Origin of the sequence: Thioclava sp., from assembly GCF_048263065.1 — a bacterium.
Taxonomy (GTDB): Bacteria; Pseudomonadota; Alphaproteobacteria; order Rhodobacterales; family Rhodobacteraceae; genus Thioclava.
The window spans coordinates 291,329-309,368 of sequence record NZ_JBLXEM010000001.1 but is presented as its reverse complement, the minus strand read 5'-3'; the positions used below and the strand labels follow the sequence as shown (position 1 = coordinate 309,368).

Annotated in this window: 19 protein-coding genes; 13 read left to right on the top strand and 6 right to left on the bottom strand. The window is 60.5% G+C overall.

Features of this window, described 5'->3' with window-relative positions; translation table 11 throughout:
* The first annotated feature begins 44 nt into the window (after positions 1 to 44).
* The 7 genes from dapF (at position 45) to ACN0SD_RS01570 (ending at position 6,949) form a co-directional block, all read left to right on the top strand.
* On the top strand, positions 45 to 881 hold the full coding sequence (gene dapF / locus ACN0SD_RS01600) for a diaminopimelate epimerase (RefSeq protein WP_417806462.1): 837 nt from the start codon (positions 45 to 47) through the stop codon (positions 879 to 881).
* Positions 878 to 2,176, top strand: a complete 1,299-nt coding sequence (mtaB, locus tag ACN0SD_RS01595) for a tRNA (N(6)-L-threonylcarbamoyladenosine(37)-C(2))-methylthiotransferase MtaB (protein ID WP_417806461.1) — start codon at positions 878 to 880, stop codon at positions 2,174 to 2,176. The genes dapF and mtaB overlap by 4 nt, the downstream gene beginning before the upstream one ends.
* 109 nt (positions 2,177 to 2,285) lie before the next feature.
* On the top strand, positions 2,286 to 2,708 hold the full coding sequence (arfB, locus tag ACN0SD_RS01590; RefSeq protein ID WP_417806460.1) for an alternative ribosome rescue aminoacyl-tRNA hydrolase ArfB: 423 nt from the start codon (positions 2,286 to 2,288) through the stop codon (positions 2,706 to 2,708).
* Positions 2,695 to 3,963 (top strand): aspartate aminotransferase family protein, encoded by a 1,269-nt coding sequence (locus ACN0SD_RS01585; RefSeq protein ID WP_417806459.1) that lies wholly within the window; start codon positions 2,695 to 2,697, stop codon positions 3,961 to 3,963. The genes arfB and ACN0SD_RS01585 overlap by 14 nt, the downstream gene beginning before the upstream one ends.
* The gene (locus ACN0SD_RS01580; RefSeq protein WP_417806458.1) at positions 3,963 to 4,937 is read left to right on the top strand and encodes a phosphotransferase enzyme family protein; all 975 of its coding nucleotides are present in this window, start codon (positions 3,963 to 3,965) and stop codon (positions 4,935 to 4,937) included. The genes ACN0SD_RS01585 and ACN0SD_RS01580 overlap by 1 nt, the downstream gene beginning before the upstream one ends.
* Entirely contained in the window at positions 4,919 to 5,383 is a 465-nt protein-coding gene (locus ACN0SD_RS01575; protein WP_417806457.1) for an NUDIX hydrolase, read from the top strand. Before ACN0SD_RS01580 ends, ACN0SD_RS01575 begins: the two co-directional genes overlap by 19 nt.
* Positions 5,384 to 5,464: 81 nt before the next feature.
* Positions 5,465 to 6,949, top strand: coding sequence for an inorganic phosphate transporter (locus ACN0SD_RS01570; RefSeq protein WP_417806456.1), 1,485 nt, complete (start codon positions 5,465 to 5,467; stop codon positions 6,947 to 6,949).
* Here the strand turns inward: ACN0SD_RS01570 and pncB are convergent.
* Together pncB and pncA are read right to left on the bottom strand one after the other, a co-directional pair.
* Complete coding sequence (gene pncB / locus ACN0SD_RS01565; protein WP_417806455.1) at positions 6,946 to 8,253, bottom strand: nicotinate phosphoribosyltransferase; 1,308 nt, start codon at positions 8,251 to 8,253, stop codon at positions 6,946 to 6,948. The two genes, ACN0SD_RS01570 and pncB, sit on opposite strands and share 4 nt — an antisense overlap.
* Positions 8,254 to 8,255: 2 nt before the next feature.
* A complete protein-coding gene (pncA, locus tag ACN0SD_RS01560; RefSeq protein WP_417806454.1) occupies positions 8,256 to 8,855 on the bottom strand; it encodes a bifunctional nicotinamidase/pyrazinamidase in 600 nt (199 codons plus the stop codon).
* 97 nt (positions 8,856 to 8,952) lie between these two features.
* On the opposite strand from pncA, the gene ACN0SD_RS01555 reads away from it, so the two are divergent.
* The 6 genes from ACN0SD_RS01555 (at position 8,953) to ACN0SD_RS01530 (ending at position 13,918) form a co-directional block, all read left to right on the top strand.
* A complete protein-coding gene (locus tag ACN0SD_RS01555) occupies positions 8,953 to 9,858 on the top strand; it encodes a rhodanese-related sulfurtransferase (protein ID WP_417806453.1) in 906 nt (301 codons plus the stop codon).
* A 76-nt stretch (positions 9,859 to 9,934) separates the two neighbouring features.
* Positions 9,935 to 10,912 (top strand): iron exporter MbfA, encoded by a 978-nt coding sequence (mbfA, locus tag ACN0SD_RS01550; protein WP_417806452.1) that lies wholly within the window; start codon positions 9,935 to 9,937, stop codon positions 10,910 to 10,912.
* Positions 10,913 to 11,095: 183 nt separating this feature from the next.
* Complete coding sequence (locus ACN0SD_RS01545; RefSeq protein WP_417806451.1) at positions 11,096 to 12,013, top strand: AEC family transporter; 918 nt, start codon at positions 11,096 to 11,098, stop codon at positions 12,011 to 12,013.
* Positions 12,014 to 12,022: 9 nt separating this feature from the next.
* Positions 12,023 to 12,853, top strand: coding sequence for an S-formylglutathione hydrolase (fghA, locus tag ACN0SD_RS01540; RefSeq protein WP_417806450.1), 831 nt, complete (start codon positions 12,023 to 12,025; stop codon positions 12,851 to 12,853).
* Positions 12,844 to 13,308, top strand: a complete 465-nt coding sequence (locus ACN0SD_RS01535) for a YaiI/YqxD family protein (RefSeq protein ID WP_417806449.1) — start codon at positions 12,844 to 12,846, stop codon at positions 13,306 to 13,308. The genes fghA and ACN0SD_RS01535 overlap by 10 nt, the downstream gene beginning before the upstream one ends.
* Positions 13,301 to 13,918, top strand: a complete 618-nt coding sequence (locus ACN0SD_RS01530) for an HAD family hydrolase (RefSeq protein ID WP_417806448.1) — start codon at positions 13,301 to 13,303, stop codon at positions 13,916 to 13,918. The genes ACN0SD_RS01535 and ACN0SD_RS01530 overlap by 8 nt, the downstream gene beginning before the upstream one ends.
* A 42-nt stretch (positions 13,919 to 13,960) precedes the next feature.
* Here the strand turns inward: ACN0SD_RS01530 and dxs are convergent, their stop codons facing one another.
* The 4 genes from dxs to ACN0SD_RS01510 all read right to left on the bottom strand — a co-directional run bounded on the left by dxs (position 13,961) and on the right by ACN0SD_RS01510 (position 18,016).
* Positions 13,961 to 15,886, bottom strand: coding sequence for a 1-deoxy-D-xylulose-5-phosphate synthase (gene dxs / locus ACN0SD_RS01525; protein ID WP_417806447.1), 1,926 nt, complete (start codon positions 15,884 to 15,886; stop codon positions 13,961 to 13,963).
* A 19-nt stretch (positions 15,887 to 15,905) separates the two neighbouring features.
* On the bottom strand, positions 15,906 to 16,772 hold the full coding sequence (locus tag ACN0SD_RS01520; RefSeq protein ID WP_417806446.1) for a polyprenyl synthetase family protein: 867 nt from the start codon (positions 16,770 to 16,772) through the stop codon (positions 15,906 to 15,908).
* A complete protein-coding gene (locus tag ACN0SD_RS01515) occupies positions 16,773 to 17,021 on the bottom strand; it encodes an exodeoxyribonuclease VII small subunit (protein ID WP_038128000.1) in 249 nt (82 codons plus the stop codon).
* 362 nt (positions 17,022 to 17,383) lie between these two features.
* A complete protein-coding gene (locus ACN0SD_RS01510) occupies positions 17,384 to 18,016 on the bottom strand; it encodes a queuosine precursor transporter (protein ID WP_417806445.1) in 633 nt (210 codons plus the stop codon).
* Positions 18,017 to 18,040: the final 24 nt, after the last annotated feature.

Genomic DNA, 18,040 nt, shown 5'->3' with positions numbered 1-18,040 from the left:
TGCATGTCTGGAAAAAACCTTGGCGCAGGCGTATATCGCGCGCCATGAACAACGCGCAAAACACCGCTGGTCTGCCCTTCATGAAAATGCACGGGCTTGGCAATGACTTTGTCGTCATCGACGCCCGCGAAGGCGCCGATCCGGTCACGCCTGCGCTGGCGCGCGCTTTGGGGGATCGTCATCGCGGCGTGGGCTTTGACCAGTTGGCGGTGATCCGTCCCGGTCAAGGCACCGATTTCACGTTGGATTTCTGGAATTCGGATGGCTCGCGCGCGGGCGCTTGCGGTAATGCCACGCGCTGCGTCAGCGACTATATGATGCGCCAACTGGGTCGCGATCAGGTCTCGCTAACGACGGAACGCGGCCAGCTTGCGGCGCTGCGACGTGCGGACGGGCTGGTTTCAGTCAATATGGGCGCGCCGATTCTTGAGGCTGCGCTGATTCCGATCGCGCCCTCGGCCGATCCGGCGCATCTGCCGCTCAGCGGTGATCCGATTGCGGTGGGTATGGGCAATCCGCATTGCATTTATTTCGTTGCCGATGCCGAGGCGGTCGATGTTGCAGGCCTCGGCCCCGCGGTCGAGCACGACCCGATCTTCCCCGAGCGCAGCAATGTCGAATTCGCCAGCCTCATCACGCCCGACCACCTGCGCATGCGCGTCTGGGAGCGCGGCGCGGGAATCACCCTAGCCTGCGGGTCAGGCACCTGCGCCACCGCCGTCGCCGCGAACCTGCGCGGGCTGACGGGCAAGCGCGTACTGGTCGATGTCGATGGCGGCCAATTGGAAATCGACTGGCGCGAAGATGGCGTCTGGATGACCGGCCCGGTCGCGCATGTCTTCGACGCGACCCTCACCCCAGACTTTCTGGCCACGCTATGAAGCCACCCGTTTTCTCGACGCTCGGCTGTCGGCTCAACGCCTATGAGACCGAGGCGATGAAAGAACTGGCCGCGCAGGCCGGGCTGGAAGGCGCGGTCGTGGTCAATACCTGCGCCGTCACCGCCGAAGCCGTGCGCAAGGCAAAGCAGGAAATCCGCCGTCTGGCGCGGGAAAATCCCGATGTGCCAGTGATCGTGACTGGCTGCGCAGCACAGACCGAACCCGAAACCTTCTCTGCGATGACCGAGGTCACGCGCGTCATCGGCAATCACGAAAAAATGCAAGCTGACACTTGGGCGCAGCTTGCCCCGAAAGGCCCCGATTTCATTGGTCAGACCGAGCGCGTGATGGTCGATGACATCATGTCCGTGCGCGAGACGGCGGGCCATCTGATCGATGGGTTTGGCCGCCATCGCGCCTATGTGCAGGTGCAAAACGGCTGCGATCACCGCTGCACTTTCTGCATCATTCCGTTCGGGCGGGGCAATTCACGCTCGGTTCCCGCAGGCGTGGTGGTTGAACAAATCAAGCGCCTCGTCGATCGCGGTTTTAACGAGGTGGTGCTGACGGGCGTCGATCTGACGTCTTGGGGGGCCGATCTGCCGGGCCTCCCGCGCCTTGGCGATCTGGTGATGCGCATCCTGCGGCTGGTGCCCGATCTAGCGCGGTTGCGGATTTCCTCGATTGATTCGATTGAGGCGGATGAAAATCTGATGCTTGCGATCGCCGCCGAACCCCGCCTGATGCCGCATCTGCACCTGTCGCTGCAACATGGCGATGACCTGATCCTCAAGCGGATGAAGCGCCGCCATCTGCGCGACGACGCCATCGCTTTTTGCGAAGAGGCCCGCAAACTACGCCCCGGCATCGTGTTTGGCGCCGATATCATCGCAGGCTTCCCGACCGAGGATGAGGCGATGTTTCAAAACTCGCTCAAGCTGGTGGATGACTGCGGGCTGACTTTCCTGCACGTCTTTCCCTATTCCGCCCGCCAAGGCACCCCCGCCGCGCGGATGCCCGCCGTCAAAGGCCCCGCGATCAAAGAGCGCGCCGCCCGGTTGCGCGCCAAGGGGCAGGCTGCGCTGACGACCCATCTGGATGCGCAGATCGGGCGTGATCACATCGTGCTGACAGAAGGTCCGCGCATGGCCCGCACCGAGGGTTTTGCCGAAGTGGCTTTCGGCAGTGATCAGGCAGAGGGCACATTGATGCACGTGCGGATCACCGGGCATGACGGTGCGCGCCTGCAAGCCGCAGAGGGGGCGCTGCCCCCATCGCCGGAGGGCGATAAATAGTAGCCAAGCAGGGGGCGCTGCCCCCGCGCTAGCGCGCGCCCCCGGGATATTTCGATCAAGAGGAAGCCCAAGGGGTTTCGTTTTCCCCGTCACGCGCTAGCTTGGCGTCATGTTGCGGATAAACGATCAGATCACCATCGAAGACTGGGAACTCGTCGAGAGCTTCACCCGTGCCCAAGGGCCGGGCGGGCAAAATGTGAACAAGGTCTCGACTGCCGTCGAATTGCGGTTTGAGGCCGAGCGGTCGCCCAATCTTCCGCCTGCCGTGAAGGCCCGTTTGAAACGGCTGGCCGGGCGCAAATGGACGCTGGAGGGCGCGCTGCTGTTGCAGGTGCAAGACACGCGGTCTCAGGCGCGCAACCGTGAGATCGCGCGCGAGCGTCTAGCCGAGATGATCCGCAAGGCCTGCGAACGCCCCAAACGCCGGATCGCTACCAAGCCAACTAAGGGCAGCCAGCGCCGCCGTTTGAAGGCAAAGACGATCCGTGGAGAGGTCAAGGCGATGCGCGGAAAGGTGGATGATGGAGAATGAGCTGATTGCGCGGCGCACGCGCTTGCTAGGCCCCAATGTGCCGACATTTTACGACCAGCCCGTGCATATCACACGCGGTCAGGGCGCGTATTTGTGGGACGCGCAGGGTCAGCGCTATCTCGATGCCTATAACAACGTTGCCCATGTCGGGCATTGCCACCCGCGCGTAGTGGGCGCGATCGCCGATCAGGCAGCCACGCTGAACACCCATACGCGCTATCTCCATGAGGGAATTCTCGATTACGGTGAGGCGTTAGTGGCGCGTCTAAATCACGGCCTCGACCAACTACTGATGACCTGCACCGGGTCCGAGGCCAATGACGTGGCCTTGCGCATGGCTCAGGCGGTGACCGGCAAGCGCGGCTTTATCGCCACCGACAACACCTATCACGGCAACACTACGGCAGTCGCGCATCTCTCAACGCGGCGTCCGCCAATCGGGGGCTGGCCCGACCATATCCGCCGTGTGCCCGCGCCCGACAGTCTTGCGCCGTTGGGCGGCTCGCTGAAGGCGCAACCGCAGGCGTTCGCGGCAAATGTCGCGCAAGCTATTGCCGAACTAGAGTCCTCGGGTCACGGGCTCGCCGGTTTCATGCTCTGCCCGATCTTCGCGAACGAGGGAATGCCCGCCGTCACCCCCGGCTTTCTCGATCCAACGGTCGAAATCATCCGCCAAGCCGGTGGCTTGATCATCGCGGATGAGGTCCAGCCCGGTTTCGGCCGCATCGGAAGCCATTTTTGGGGTCATGATTGGCTGGGCTTCGCGCCCGACATCGTTACTTTAGGCAAGCCGATGGGCAACGGGCATCCGGTGGCTGGCGTAGTCGCGCGCGCCGATGTGATGGCTGCCTTCCGCGAGGCGTTCGGTTATTTCAACACCTTCGGCGGCAATCCAGTCTCTTGTGCGGCGGCAATGGCGGTGCTGCGCGTGATCGACGACGAAGAACTACAACAAAACGCTGCCGAGATCGGGGCCTATCTGCTGCAGGGCCTGCGTCAAATCGAACACCCGCTGATCGCCGACACGCGCGGGCTTGGCCTATTCGCCGCGATTGAACTGGCGCGCGAGGGGCAACCCGCCAGCCATGAGGCCGGACAAATAGTCGAGGCGATGCGCAACCGCCACATTCTGATGGGGCGCGTGGGTCGCGCCCAGCACATTCTCAAGATCCGCCCACCGCTGGTCTTCTCGCGCCAAGATGTCGATTTCCTGATCGACCAACTCCGCGCCAGTTTTGCCGAGATCCCCGCATGATGTCTGAACGCAAAGCGATGGCGATGGCGCAAACCGCGCTGTTCACCTGGGGTCAAACCGCGATTCCGCCTCGGCTTGTGAACATCCGCGAGAACATCGTCTTTGAGGCGCACTTGAAGGATGGCCGCCACGTCGCGTTGCGCCTGCATCGCCCCGGTTATCAAGGCCGCGCGGGGATCGAATCCGAACTGCGCTGGTGCGAAGCGCTCAGTGCGCAGGGTCTGGCCGTGCCGCGCCCGGTACGCGGCGTCAACGGGCGGCTGACAGGGGGCGCGGGCAATCGCGTGGCCTCGTGTGTGGAATGGCTTGAGGGTGTGCCGATTGGCGCAGGCGATCAATCGCTTGGGCCGGACGCGGCACAGGTGAACGCCCACGCCGAGACGTTGGGCGCGCTGATCGCGCAGCTCCACAACGCGAGCGACGCCACCCCACCGGCGAATTTCACCCGCCATGCTTGGGACCGCGAAGGCCTGCTCGGCGAGCACCCGCAATGGGGTCGCTTCTGGCAGCACCCCGCGCTGACCGCCGCGCAAGCTGCGCTGCTGCAAAACGCGCGCAGGCTGGCGCAAACTCAAATCACCAAAGCGCAAGATTTCGGCCCGATCCACGCAGATATCCTGCGTGAAAATGTGCTGGCCACATCGCAAGGGCTGGCGCTGATTGACTTTGACGATTGCGGCCTGGGTTATCGGCTTTACGATCTGGCCACGGCCCTTGTGCAAGGCTGGCGCGATCCGCTTTGGGGCGCACAAGTCAGCGGATTGCTAGCCGGATACCGCGCCCAGCGCGCGCTCCCTGACAATCAGGCCCGCTTGTTGCCGCTTTTTGTGGCATTGCGCGGATTTGCGTCATGTGGCTGGATTGTGAGCCGTGCAGCGGGTGACGACCCGCGCCAAATCGCTTATGTAGAGCGTGCATGCGATTTCGCACAACATATGCTTGATGGAACGGCTCCGTGGCAACAGGAACCCTGAAACTGGCCAAACGCGTGGCCAAAGATCTTTTGGGACGCCGCCCCGCCTCGTTGCAGGTGGCGGCGCTTTGCACCCGTTTGCGCGATGGCAAGGTGCAGGTGCTCCTGATCACTTCGCGCGATTCCGGGCGCTGGGTCATCCCCAAAGGCTGGCCAATGCGGGGCCGCTCACTTGCGGGCGCGGCACGTCAAGAGGCATGGGAAGAGGCTGGTGTGAAAGGGCACATTTCCTCAGATCCACTGGGCAGCTTTCGCTATGACAAGCGCCTTGAGGGCGGCTTGGTCGTGCCAACTGACGTTTTGGTCTATCACCTCAAAATTGAGAGAATGTCCAAGGCTTATCCCGAAGATCATCAGCGCAAACGGCAATGGTTTTCGCCCAATCAGGCCGCTAAACGTGTTGATGAGCACGGCTTGAAGAAAATTCTGCGGGGCCTGAACCGCTAAACACGGCCTGTCCCTTGTTTGTCCAAGACGAAGCCGTTAGGGCCGACGGTCATATGACAGCAGCATGACAGGTATGTGATCGTGAGTGCCGAAGACAACAAGCCGCCCGTCAATCAGTGGAAGACGCTCGACAAGGACCTCAAACGGATCGGTCGGCTTGAGGCAGGCGCACATACCGTTTCGCGCGGCTTGATCGCGCCGGGCGTGGCGCTTGCCTTTATCGTGCTCGCGGGGCTGGCAGCGGCGCTGCTGATGGGCGGGCAACCGGGCCATCTTGTGGTCGTCGCCGCAGCGGTGATCGGGGCGTATATGGCGCTCAATATCGGGGCCAATGACGTGGCCAATAATATGGGGCCGGCTGTGGGTTCCAAGGCGATGACGCTGGGGCTGGCGCTGGTTCTGGCGGCGGTGTTCGAAAGCCTCGGCGCGCTGGTTGCGGGCGGCGATGTCGTCAATACCGTCGCCAAAGGTATTATCGCGCCAAACGCGCTGCCGGATTCTGCGCATTTCGTCTGGGCAATGATGGCCGCGCTTTTGGCCGCAGCGCTTTGGCTCAACCTCGCAACATGGCTGGGCGCGCCCGTCTCGACCACCCATTCCATCGTTGGCGGCGTTGTCGGCGCAGGGATCGTGGCGGCAGGGTTTGGCGCGGTTGACTGGGGCACGATGGGCATGATCGCGGCGAGTTGGGTGATCTCTCCGGTGATGGGCGGGATAATCGCGGCCCTCTTCTTGGCGATTATCAAAACCAAGGTCGTCTATGTCGATGACAAGATCGCGGCCGCGCGCAAATGGGTGCCGATCCTGATCGGGATCATGGCAGGCGCATTCGCCGCCTATCTTGCGCTTAAGGGGCTGAAACATCTGTTCAAAATCAGCTTTCTGCAAGCGATATTGATCGGCATCACGGCAGGGGTTGCCTGTTGGATGGTTACAATCCCGATGATCCGCCGCCAATCTGAAGGCATGGAGAATCGCAAAAAATCCCTGAAATCGCTGTTTTCTCTACCGCTCATCGTCTCGGCCGCGCTGCTGAGCTTTGCGCATGGCGCCAATGATGTGGCCAACGCGGTCGGCCCGTTGGCCGCGATCGTGCACACCATTGAACAAGGCGATATCGCCTCGCAAGTCGGCATCCCGTTTTGGGTTATGGCAGTGGGCGCGCTGGGGATCTCGTTCGGGCTGCTTTTATACGGACCAAAGCTGATCCGGCTGGTGGGCAATGAAATCACCAAGCTCAACCCGATGCGCGCCTATTGCGTCGCCCTTTCCGCCGCGATCACGGTGATTGTCGCCTCATGGCTGGGGCTGCCGGTCAGCTCGACCCATATCGCGGTCGGCGGCATCTTTGGCGTGGGCTTTTATCGCGAATGGCATTCAGAGAAACGCGCACGCGAACTGGGCATCCGCAAAGGCAAACCGGTGCCAGTTGAGGAACGCAAACGCCGTCTTCTGGTGCGCCGCTCGCATATGCTGACAGTGGCCGCGGCGTGGATCATCACCGTGCCGGTGAGCGCCGGGCTATCGGCGCTGATCTATGTCGTGCTGGACTGGATGACCGCCTAAACGATGACTTCTATCGCCTCTTGCGCGCCGACCCCGAACACACGCTTGTAACGCGCGATTTCATCGGGTGGGCCCATCGCCTTTTCGGGATTGTCCGACAGCTTGACCGTGGGGCGCCCATTGGCTGAGACCGCCTTGCACACAAGACTAAACGGCGCCAATTCATCATCGGGCACCAACCCGCGGAAATCATTGGTCAGCAGCGTGCCCCAGCCAAAGCTGACCTTCACGCGGCCTGAAAACTTCGCATGCAATTCGCGGATCTTATCCACGTTCAGCCCGTCCGAGAAAATCACCAGCTTGTCTCGCGGATCTTCGCCGCGCGCCTTCCACCAATCAATAGCCACCTCAGCCGCCGTCGCCGGATCACCGGAATCGATGCGAATCCCCGTCCATCCAGCCAACCAATCAGGCGCGTGATCAAGGAACCCCTGGGTGCCATAAGTGTCGGGCAAAATGATGCGCAGGTTGCCCTCGTGCTCTTCGTGCCAATCGGCCAGCACCTTATAGGGCGACAACGCCAACTCGGCGTCATCCTCGGCCAGCGCGGCATAGATCATCGGCAATTCATGCGCATTCGTGCCCACCGCCTCGATGTCGCGACGCATCGCGATCAGGCAATTCGACGTGCCAGTAAACGCACCGCCTTTGCCACTATCGCCCAAGCCTTCAAGCATCGCGCGCACGCACCAATCCTGCCACAGAAACGAGTGCCGTCTGCGCGTGCCAAAATCGGCGATCTTGAGCCCGGGCAGCTCTCGCAGCGCTTCGATCTTTTCCCAAACCTTCGTCATCGCGCGCGCATAGAGCACCTGCAATTCAAACCGCCCCATCCGGTCCAGCACCGCACGCCCGCGCAGCTCCATCAAGATCGCTAGCGCGGGAATTTCCCACAGCATGACCTCGTGCCACTTGCCCTCAAAGGTCAGCTCATATTGGCCGTCGCGCTTTTCCAGATAGTAGGGCGGCAGTTGAAAGCCCTCGAACCACTCCATGAAATCGGGGCGGAACATCTGCCGTTTGCCGTAAAACGTGTTACCGCGCAGCCATGTGCTTTCGCCACGCGCCAGCGATAGCGAGCGCACATAATCCAACTGCTCACGCAGCTCTCCCTCATCGACCAGATCGGCAAGACGCACCGATTTCGTGCGGTTGATTAGCGAAAACGTGACCTGCGTGTCCGGATGGTTGCGAAAAATCGACTGACACATCAACAGCTTGTAGAAATCCGTGTCGATCAGCGAGCGCACAATCGGGTCGATTTTCCATTTGTGATTATAAACGCGAGTGGCAATATCGACCATGCTTATTGCTCCAATGTCACGCCAGCCGCGCGCATCGCATCGCGCGCGCCAGCCAGTGATCCGTCCAAATCAATCGCCCGGCACGCGCCTTCAAGCACCGTCGCCTTGAACCCCAGCTTCGCCGCATCCAGCGCTGACCACGCCACGCAGAAATCGGTCGCAAGCCCAACAAAGGTCACATCATCGACGCCGCGATCACGCAGATATCCGGCCAGCCCCGTGGTGGTTTTGTGGTCATTCTCGAAAAACGCCGAATAGCTGTCGACCGCCGCGCGGAACCCTTTACGGATCACCATCTGAGCGCGATCAACCGCCAAATTGGCGTGAAACTCTGCGCCCTTGCTGCCTTGCACGCAATGATCGGGCCACAGCGTCTGCAAACCATACGCCATATGGATCTGCGTAAACGCCGCCGCCCCCTCATGGCTTGAGGCAAAAGACGAATGCCCCGCCGGGTGCCAATCTTGCGTCAGAACCACCACCTCGAACTCCGGCATCAGCGCATTAATCCGCGCGATGATCTCGTCACCGCCTTCCACCGCCAGTTTCCCACCGGGGCAAAAGTCGTTTTGCACATCAATCACGATCAAGGCTTTGGTCATGCGTTTCTCCCAAGGTTTCATAATGGGTAGGGCGGCAGGCCCGCGCGGTCAATCCAGCCCTTGCCAGAATACCCCCTGCGGCGCTAAGCCCCTGTGCATGATTACCGTTGCAGCACTCTATCATTTCACCAAGTTCCCCGACCCCGCCGCACTGCAAGCGCCGCTGGCCGATTTGGCGCGCGCGCAGGATGTCAAAGGTTCGCTTTTGCTGGCCCACGAGGGGATCAACGGCACCATCGCGGGATCGCGTGCAGGCATTGACGCGATGCTGGCCCATATCCGCGCCCTGCCCGGTTGCGGCGATCTTGAGTGGAAAGAAAGCGGCGCTGACAAGATGCCCTTTGGCAAAATGAAAGTGCGACTCAAGCGAGAAATCGTGACGATGGGCATCGCCGATGTCGATCCGCGCGCCCGCGTCGGCCATTACGTCGAGCCCGCCGAATGGAACGATCTGATCGCCTCGCCCGACACGGTGGTGATCGACACCCGTAACGATTACGAGGTCGAAATCGGCACGTTCGAGGGCGCAATCGACCCTAAAACCAAATCCTTCCGCGAATTCCCTGACTGGTGGCGCGAAAACGCCCCGCGCTTTCACAACAAGCGCGTGGCGATGTTCTGCACCGGGGGCATCCGCTGCGAAAAGGCCACGAATTTCCTGATTTCCGAAGGGGTTTCAGACGTTTACCACCTCAAAGGCGGCATCCTGAAATACCTTGAGGAAACGCCCGCAGAGGGTTCACTTTGGAATGGCGATTGCTTTGTGTTCGACAATCGGGTGAGCCTGCGCCACGGGCTGGAAATAGGCGATTACGAAAGCTGCTACGCTTGTCGCCGCCCCGTTTCAGCCCAAGACAAGCGACACGCCGATTATGAAAAAGGCGTGTCCTGCCATCGCTGTATTGCCGAGTTTACGGATGCAGATCGTGCCCGTTTCCGCGAACGCGAACACCAAATACGACTTGCTGAAATACGCGGAGAGGCCCATCTCGGGCGCTCATAACCGATCCGGTCAAAATAGCGCATTGCAATCGCCGCAACCCTTGGTAATTTAGAAACGTTCTAAATAAGGATGCCACATGTTCGCCGGTTTCACCTCCCGCCGCCGTTTCGCCGATTTATCCGAACAAGAAGTGCTTGCCCTTGCGATCTCTTCTGAGGAAGACGACGCGCGAATCTACCGCCAATATGGCGAGATGCTGCGCAAGGAATACCCCGCATCCGCCGAAATTTTCGACGGCATGGCGCAAGAAGAAGACGAACATCGCCGCCGCCTGATCGAGCAACACCGCAAACGCTTTGGCGACGTGATCCCCCTCATCCGGCGCGAACATGTCGCGGGGTTTTATGCGCGCAAACCGATCTGGCTGGCGCAAAACCTTTCGCTCGACACCATCCGTGGCGAGGCTGAAGCGATGGAGCGCGATGCGGGAAAATTCTACACCCTCGCTGCACAGCGCAGTTCAGACGCCAATACCCGCCAATTGCTAGGCGATCTTGCTGCGGCCGAACAAGGCCATGAGAAAAAGGCCGCTGAACTAACCGCGACCCATCTTCCCGAAGACGCCAAGGAAGAAGAAGACCGCAAGGCCCACCGCCAGTTCATCCTGACATGGGTGCAGCCGGGTCTGGCCGGGCTGATGGATGGTTCGGTGTCCACGCTGGCGCCGATCTTCGCCACCGCTTTCGCCACACATGACCCACATACCACGCTGCTCGTGGGTCTTGCGGCCTCGGTCGGCGCGGGTATCTCCATGGGCTTCACCGAGGCAGCCCATGATGATGGCGTGATCTCGGGGCGCGGCTCACCCATCAAACGCGGCATCGCCTCAGGCGTGATGACTACGCTTGGCGGGTTGGGCCACGCGCTGCCCTACCTGATCCCCGATTTCTGGACCGCAACCACCATCGCCATGATCGTTGTGTTCCTTGAACTCTGGGCCATCACTTGGATCCAGAACCGTTTTATGGAAACCCCGTTCCTGCGCGCAGCCTTCCAGGTCGTGCTGGGTGGCGCGCTGGTCTTTGCCGCCGGTGTATTGATCGGCGCGGGCTAAAGCAAGCTTCGCGCCCTTGGCGATGTCGGACGCTCCGCGGGGAGTATTTTGCGCTAGATGAATAGAAGGTCACGTACCCCTTTCATCTAGCCGTAAATACTCCCGCCGGAGGCACCTTTTCCTGAGCAAACAACGCTCATTCTATATCTGGCACTTGCCTTGAGCGCATGCTAGCGCTTGGTAATGCTGGATATCTTCCTCAAGACGCTACCATTTTTCGCCCTGATCGGGCTGGGCTGGTTCGCCGGGCAGATCCGGTTTTTCACAGCCGAAGCCACGGCATGGCTGACGAAATTCGTCTTTTACTTTGCGCTTTCCGCGATGCTGTTCAAGTTTTCGGCCAATCTAAAGCTGGCGGAACTGTTCGATTTGAACTTCGTGCTGGCCTATCTCGGCGGCTCTGGGGCGGTTTGGCTGATCACATTCGCGGTTGCCAAAGCGCGCAAGCTGCCCACCGCGTTGGCGGCGATGGAAAGCCACACCGCGATGACCGGGAACACCGGCTTTCTGGGCGTTCCGATGCTGGTCGTGCTGCTCGGGCCAGCAGCGGTGGGGCCAGTGCTGATGGTGCTCTCCTGCGATCTAATTGTGTTTTCCTCGATCATCACGATCATCATCACCGCCACGCGCCACGGGCGGGTTTCCGTTGCGCCGGTTGCCATGGGCTTATTAAAGAACCCGATGATCGTGTCGATGGGCGCGGGGCTGATCTGGGCTTCTCTAAAACTGCCGATGCCGGGCCCGCTTGAAGAATTTGTCACGCTGTTGGGGGCGGCGGCCACGCCGGGTGCCTTGTTTGCCATTGGTGCCTCGCTGGCCAGTAAATCGGCCGAAAAGCCTGCGCCCGCGATCTGGTTATCCTTCGGCAAGCTGTTCCTGCATCCGCTGGCCATCGCTATCACATCGCTAATGATCTTTGATGTCGATCCTTATGCGGCGGGCGTCATGATTGCGGCGGCAGCCCTTCCCGTCGCGGGCAATGTCTATATTCTAGCGCAACATTTCGGGGTCGCGCCGCAGCGTGTGTCAGCAGCGATCCTCGTCTCGACCGCCGTTTCGATTCTGACCGTTCCGGCGGTCATTCACTGGGTGCAAATGTAGGAGGGCGCGATGCGCACGATCTCGGAAAATCGCTGTTTTGGTGGCGTGCAAGGCGTCTATGCGCATGACTCGCAAGTCACGAATTGCGAAATGACCTTTGGTCTGTTCCTGCCTGCCGAGGCCGAGTTCGGCCCCGTTCCGGTGCTATGGTATCTGTCTGGCCTGACCTGCACGCATGAGAACGCGATGAACAAAACCGGCGCGCAGGCCTACGCGGCTGAACATGGCATCGCACTGGTCTTTCCCGACACCAGCCCGCGCGGTGAGGGGGTGGCAGATCACGAGGATTACGATCTGGGTCAGGGTGCAGGGTTCTACGTCAACGCCACGCAAGACCCTTGGGCCAAGCATTTCCAGATGTGGGATTATGTCGCCGAAGAACTTCCGCGCGTCGTGACCGCCAGTTTCGCGATTGATAGCGAACGCCAGTCGATCACCGGTCATTCGATGGGCGGGCATGGGGCGTTGACGTTGGCCATGGGTTTGCCGGGGCGCTTCCGCTCGGTTTCTGCCTTTGCGCCGATTTCCAATCCACTGAACTCGGATTGGGGGCGCAAGCAGTTAGGCGCGTATCTGGGAGAGGATGAGACGGCTTGGGCGCAGCATGACGCCTCGCATCTGATGTGGCAAAACGGCTTTGACGGCGAGGTCTTGGTCGATCAGGGTACCTCCGATCAGTTTCTTGAACTGCTACGCCCCGAGGCGCTGGCAAGTGCGATGGCAACGCGTCGGCAGCCGGGCACGTTCCGGATGCAGCAGGGCTATGATCACAGCTACTTCTTCGTGCAAACGTTCATCCCCGATCACATTGATTTCCACGCCGAGGCGCTTTGGCAGTGATTTGGATCGATGCTGATGCTTGCCCGGTCAAAGCCGAGGCCGAGACCGTTGCGACCCGATTGCAGGTGAAACTGATCTTGGTCAGCAATGGCGGGCTGCGGCCCTCGCCCAACCCGTTGGTTGAGATGGTCTATGTCGATCAAGGCCCTGATATTGCTGATATGTATATCGCCGAGCGCGCAACGGTTGGCGATGTGGTCGTGACCAATGACATTCCGCTGGCGGCGAAATGTGTTGAGGCAGGCGCGCGCGTTTTGCGCCCGGACGGCGAGGCACTAACGCCCGCGAATATCGGAAATGTGCTGGCGACGCGCGACTTAATGTCTGATTTGCGCAGTGCTGATCCGTTTCGTCAGGGCGGCGGGAAGCCGTTCTCCAAAGCAGATCGCTCGCGTTTTGCGGATGCGCTGGATCGCGTGACGCGGGCCGCTATGAGAGAGGCGAAACATGGTTGAGGCGGTGATTTTCGACATCGGCAATGTGCTGATCGAATGGCAACCCGAGCAATATTACGACTCGATCATGCCCGTGGCCGCGCGCGAGGAAATGTTCGCGCAAGTCGATTTGCACGCGATGAATGACGACATCGACCGTGGTGCACCATTTCGCGAGACGATCTACGCCGTGGCCGAGCAGCACCCGAGATGGCGCGACAAAATCCGGCTTTGGCATGATGAGTGGATCAAGATGGCGACGCCCGAGATTCCGCGCTCGTTGCGCTTGATGAAGGCCCTTCAGGCGAAGGGAATGCCGGTATTTTCGCTGACGAATTTCGGGATCGGGAGCTATGATTTCGCCGCGACCCATTACCCGTTCCTGCGCGAATTCGATCGCGATTTCATCTCGGGGCATATGGGGGTGACCAAGCCCGATCCGAAGATTTATGAGATGGTCGAGGATGCGAGCGGGTTTAGCGGGCACGAGCTATTGTTTACGGATGATCGCGCTGACAATATTGCCACGGCGCACACGTTTGGTTGGAAAACGCACCTGTTTGAGGGGCCAGATGGTTGGGCGCGGCGGTTGGTTGACGAGGGCTTGCTAAGCGCAGACGAGGCCGCATAAGCCGCGCTTATTTTCCGGCGTCTGAATTAAGCGCTGCTTATCTCAAGCGCGCTTGGCGACGGCGACGCCGAGCAGTTCCAGAACCTTCGCCTCAATCTGGGGCGCGTCCATTCCGGCGCTGCGATACATGTCATCGGCGGAGGCATGGTCGATGAACGTATCGGGCAGCACCATCGAGCGGAACTTGAAGCCGCGATCGAACACGCCCTGATCTGACAGATATTTCGACACATGGCTGCCAAAGCCACCAATCGCGCCCTCTTCGATGCAGATCAGCGCCTCGTGATTGGCGACAAGTTGGTCGATCAGATCAGTGTCGAGCGGTTTGGCAAACCGAGCATCGGCAATGGTGGGCGCAAGACCGCGCGCCTGCAATGCCTCGCGCGCCTTAAGCACCTCGGCCAGACGCGTTCCGTAGCTGAGAATAGCGACGCGGCCCCCTTCTGCGATCATCCGGCCTTTGCCGATTTCCAGCGGCACGCCCGTCTCGGGCATATCCACGCCCATCCCCTCGCCACGCGGATAGCGAAACGCGATCGGGCCACTATCATGTGCGGCGGCGGTGGCGACCATATGCACCAGCTCGGCCTCATCGGCCGCGGCCATCACGACCATGCCCGGGAGACTAGCCATGAAGCCCACATCGAAGCTGCCCGCATGGGTCGCCCCATCAGCGCCCACCAGCCCGGCGCGGTCGATGGCAAAGCGCACGGGAAGGCGTTGGATCGCGACATCATGCACGATCTGATCGTAACCGCGTTGCAAGAAGGTCGAGTAGATCGCGCAGAACGGCTTCATCCCCGAGGCCGCAAGCCCAGCGGAGAACGTCACCGCATGCTGTTCAGCAATGCCGACGTCAAAGCAGCGGCGCGGATAGTGTTCAGCAAACAGTTTCAGCCCGGTGCCATCGGGCATCGCGGCGGTGATCGCGACGATTTTCTCGTCTTTCGCGGCTTCCTTGATCAGGCTTTCGGCGAACACCTTGGTATAGCTAGGGGCGTTCGACACCGCCTTGACCTGCGCACCCGTTGCGACATCGAATTTTGCGGTGGCATGGCCGCCATCAGGGCGGCTTTCGGCATGGGCGTAGCCCTTGCCCTTTTTCGTCAGCGTGTGGATCAGCACCGGACCCTTGGCGCGGGTCTTGAGCATCCGCAGCAGCGGCAATAGCTGGTCCAGATCGTGACCATCGACGGGGCCGACATAGGTAAAGCCGAGTTCCTCGAACAAGGTGCCACCAATCGCCATGCCCTTGAGCATTTCCTTGGCACGGCGCGCCCCTTCTTGAAACGCCTCGGGCAAAAAGGCCCGCGCGGCACCCTTGGCGACTTCCTTGAGGTCTTGCACCGGACCTTCGGCGTAAAGCCGCGTGAGATAGGATGACAGCGCGCCGACCGGCGGGGCGATCGACATTTCATTGTCGTTGAGCACGACGAACATCCGCTTGCCCAAGTGGCCCGCGTGATTCATCGCCTCAAACGCCATGCCGCCCGACATCGCGCCATCACCGATCACGGCAATCGCATCGCCGGTTTCCGCGCCCAATTCGCGCCCCATCGTAAAGCCGAGTGCCGCCGAGATCGAGGTCGAGCTATGGCCGGCGCCGAATGCGTCATAGGGGCTTTCCGAGCGTTTGGTGAACCCCGACAGCCCGTCTTTCATGCGCAGGGTGCGGATACGATCGCGCCGCCCGGTCAGGATTTTATGCGGGTAGCATTGATGGCCGACATCCCAGATGATCTTGTCGCGCGGCGCATCGAACACCGCATGCAACGCCACGGTCAACTCGACCACGCCCAGCCCCGCGCCAAGATGCCCGCCGGTTTGCGACACGGCGGAAATCGTTTCAGCGCGCAGCTCATCGGCGAGCTTTTTCAACTCGGCATCCGACAGACCTTTCATGTCCGCAGGCAGACGCACCCGGTCGAGAGTCGGGGTCACGGTCACGGGATTGGCGCTATCGCTCATCTGGCTGCTTTCGGCTCGCTTAGGTTTTACGGGAGATAACGAAACGCGCGGCATCCCGCAAGTTTTCTGCCCGTTCACCATAAGCAGATAGCGCATCGCTTGCAGTTTCAATCAACTCGGCTGCGCGAGTCTGCGCACCTTCCAGCCCAAGCAGCGACACGAAAGTCGCCTTACCCGCGCTAGCATCCTTGCCCACGCGCTTGCCGGTCGCGGCCTCATCGCCGGTCACATCCAGAATGTCATCGGCGATCTGAAAGGCGAGGCCCACCGCATCGGAGTAGATACGCAGCGCGGTTTGATCAGCCCCGGCCAAGATCGCCCCGGCGCGCGCCGAAAAGGAAATTAGCGCGCCGGTTTTGCCCGCTTGCAGGGCGATAATCTGATCAAGGGTCAGCGGGGTTTTGGCGGTTTCTGCAGCAATATCCAACGCTTGACCATGACACATCCCCGCCGCGCCAGAGGCTTTCGCCAAAGCCTCGACCAAGGCGATCCGGCGATCTGGCGCGCCCAAAATCGGATCACAGCACAGCTCAAACGCCAGCGTTTGCAGCGCATCGCCCGCTAGAACGGCGGTGGCCTCATCCCATTTGACGTGAACAGTGGGCTGGCCGCGGCGCAGATCATCATCATCCATGCAGGGCATGTCATCATGCACGAGACTGAACGCATGCAGGGCCTCAACCGCCGCCGCCGCTGGCATGGCTTGAGATTGCGGCAAATCGAACAAAGCGGCACTTTCGAGCACCAAAAACGCGCGCAGGCGTTTGCCGCCTTGCAGCGCATAGTGCATCGGGGCACGCAGCGGGCCTTCGGGTTGGCGCGCCACGGCTGCGTCCAGCGCGGCTTGCACCGATGTTTGAACGTCAATCAGGCGCGCCTTGAACATTTACAGCCCGTCAGCAGGAGTCGTGCCTTGGGGTGCGCCATCAGCACCCAGCGTGATCTTTTCGACACGCTCTTCAGCCTCTTTGAGCAGCTTGGAACAGCGCGCTTTCAACTCAGCGCCACGTTCATAGAGCGCGATTGATCGATCCAGCGCCACATCACCATGTTCCAATTGGCTGACCACCTCTTCGAGGGCCTTCATCGCCTGTTCAAAGCTGAGGGATTTTACGTCGGGCTGTTCGTCGCTCATTTTATCGCTCCTTGCCTGATCTTTTGGGGCTTGATCTTGGGATGCCACCAAAGTGATCTAAGGTCCAGCCCTGCAAGGCGTGAAACGCGGCTGCTCGCCGGATGGCGGGGCGGTTTTCCATATAGAAAGGGCCGTCTCGATGTGAGACGGCCCTCCGAGATCTACGGAGATGGTCCGGTTAGGGTCCGAAGGATCCAGCCGTCCCAGTCAGGGTTCATTTGCCCTAGGGTTTGCCCTTAGGCCACGGCCCCCCTCACTGTCCCGACACCTCTCTCCACTATCACTCTAGACACTGGACCACCTCCTTTCATGCGTTGCCGTTATCCACAGCCTGCCACATATTTTGTGTGTGACAAGTTTTTTTACGCAATCCGTGGAGAAAGTTTTGTGACAATTGCCTTAAAGGGCATCAGCGCAATTAAAGTGAGGGCAAGTTTGACAAGCCAATCGGCGCAGGCCAGCGATACCCAAAGCGGCACTTCCGGGCCAAGCCCCAAAAGCGGCAGATGTGCGCCCGCCCAAGACACGTCATTGGACGGCTCAATGAAGGTTAGCGTGGCCGAAAACGCGATGGAGAAGAAGATCATCGTATCCAGCGAGGCGCCGATCAGCGTGGAGACCGCAGGCGCGCGCCACCACACGCCGTTACGCAGCTTGTCAAAGATGAACACATCGGTCATTTGCGCCACGAGGAATGCCGCACCCGAACCCAGCGCAATGCGCAGCGTGACGGCGGGGTAGGTGTAGCCATCGCCTTGCAGCATAATTTGGCTGCCGATGAGCGAGCAGGCCACGCCGGCGACGAAACCTGCAAACACCACGCGGCGCGCAGCGGCGGGGCCATAAACGCGGTTCATCACGTCATTGATGAGAAAAGCAAAGGGGTATGTGAACGCGCCCCATGTCAGCCAGTCACCGACAAGGAATTGCACGAGGATATTCGAGGCCACCACAATAATGGCCATGGCAATAATGCCAGGTAGGAAGCGAGTCATCATTTCATCCGTTTTTACATGGTA

Coding starts and splice junctions, on each gene's coding strand:
- dapF (WP_417806462.1), top strand. CDS start 45: ATGAACAACGCGCAAAACACCGCTGGTCTGCCCTTCATGAAAATGCAC.
- mtaB (WP_417806461.1), top strand. CDS start 878: ATGAAGCCACCCGTTTTCTCGACGCTCGGCTGTCGGCTCAACGCCTAT.
- arfB (WP_417806460.1), top strand. CDS start 2,286: ATGTTGCGGATAAACGATCAGATCACCATCGAAGACTGGGAACTCGTC.
- ACN0SD_RS01585 (WP_417806459.1), top strand. CDS start 2,695: ATGATGGAGAATGAGCTGATTGCGCGGCGCACGCGCTTGCTAGGCCCC.
- ACN0SD_RS01580 (WP_417806458.1), top strand. CDS start 3,963: ATGTCTGAACGCAAAGCGATGGCGATGGCGCAAACCGCGCTGTTCACC.
- pncB (WP_417806455.1), bottom strand. CDS start 8,253: ATGGTCGATATTGCCACTCGCGTTTATAATCACAAATGGAAAATCGAC.
- pncA (WP_417806454.1), bottom strand. CDS start 8,855: ATGACCAAAGCCTTGATCGTGATTGATGTGCAAAACGACTTTTGCCCC.
- ACN0SD_RS01555 (WP_417806453.1), top strand. CDS start 8,953: ATGATTACCGTTGCAGCACTCTATCATTTCACCAAGTTCCCCGACCCC.
- mbfA (WP_417806452.1), top strand. CDS start 9,935: ATGTTCGCCGGTTTCACCTCCCGCCGCCGTTTCGCCGATTTATCCGAA.
- ACN0SD_RS01545 (WP_417806451.1), top strand. CDS start 11,096: ATGCTGGATATCTTCCTCAAGACGCTACCATTTTTCGCCCTGATCGGG.
- fghA (WP_417806450.1), top strand. CDS start 12,023: ATGCGCACGATCTCGGAAAATCGCTGTTTTGGTGGCGTGCAAGGCGTC.
- ACN0SD_RS01530 (WP_417806448.1), top strand. CDS start 13,301: ATGGTTGAGGCGGTGATTTTCGACATCGGCAATGTGCTGATCGAATGG.
- dxs (WP_417806447.1), bottom strand. CDS start 15,886: ATGAGCGATAGCGCCAATCCCGTGACCGTGACCCCGACTCTCGACCGG.
- ACN0SD_RS01520 (WP_417806446.1), bottom strand. CDS start 16,772: ATGTTCAAGGCGCGCCTGATTGACGTTCAAACATCGGTGCAAGCCGCG.
- ACN0SD_RS01515 (WP_038128000.1), bottom strand. CDS start 17,021: ATGAGCGACGAACAGCCCGACGTAAAATCCCTCAGCTTTGAACAGGCG.
- ACN0SD_RS01510 (WP_417806445.1), bottom strand. CDS start 18,016: ATGACTCGCTTCCTACCTGGCATTATTGCCATGGCCATTATTGTGGTG.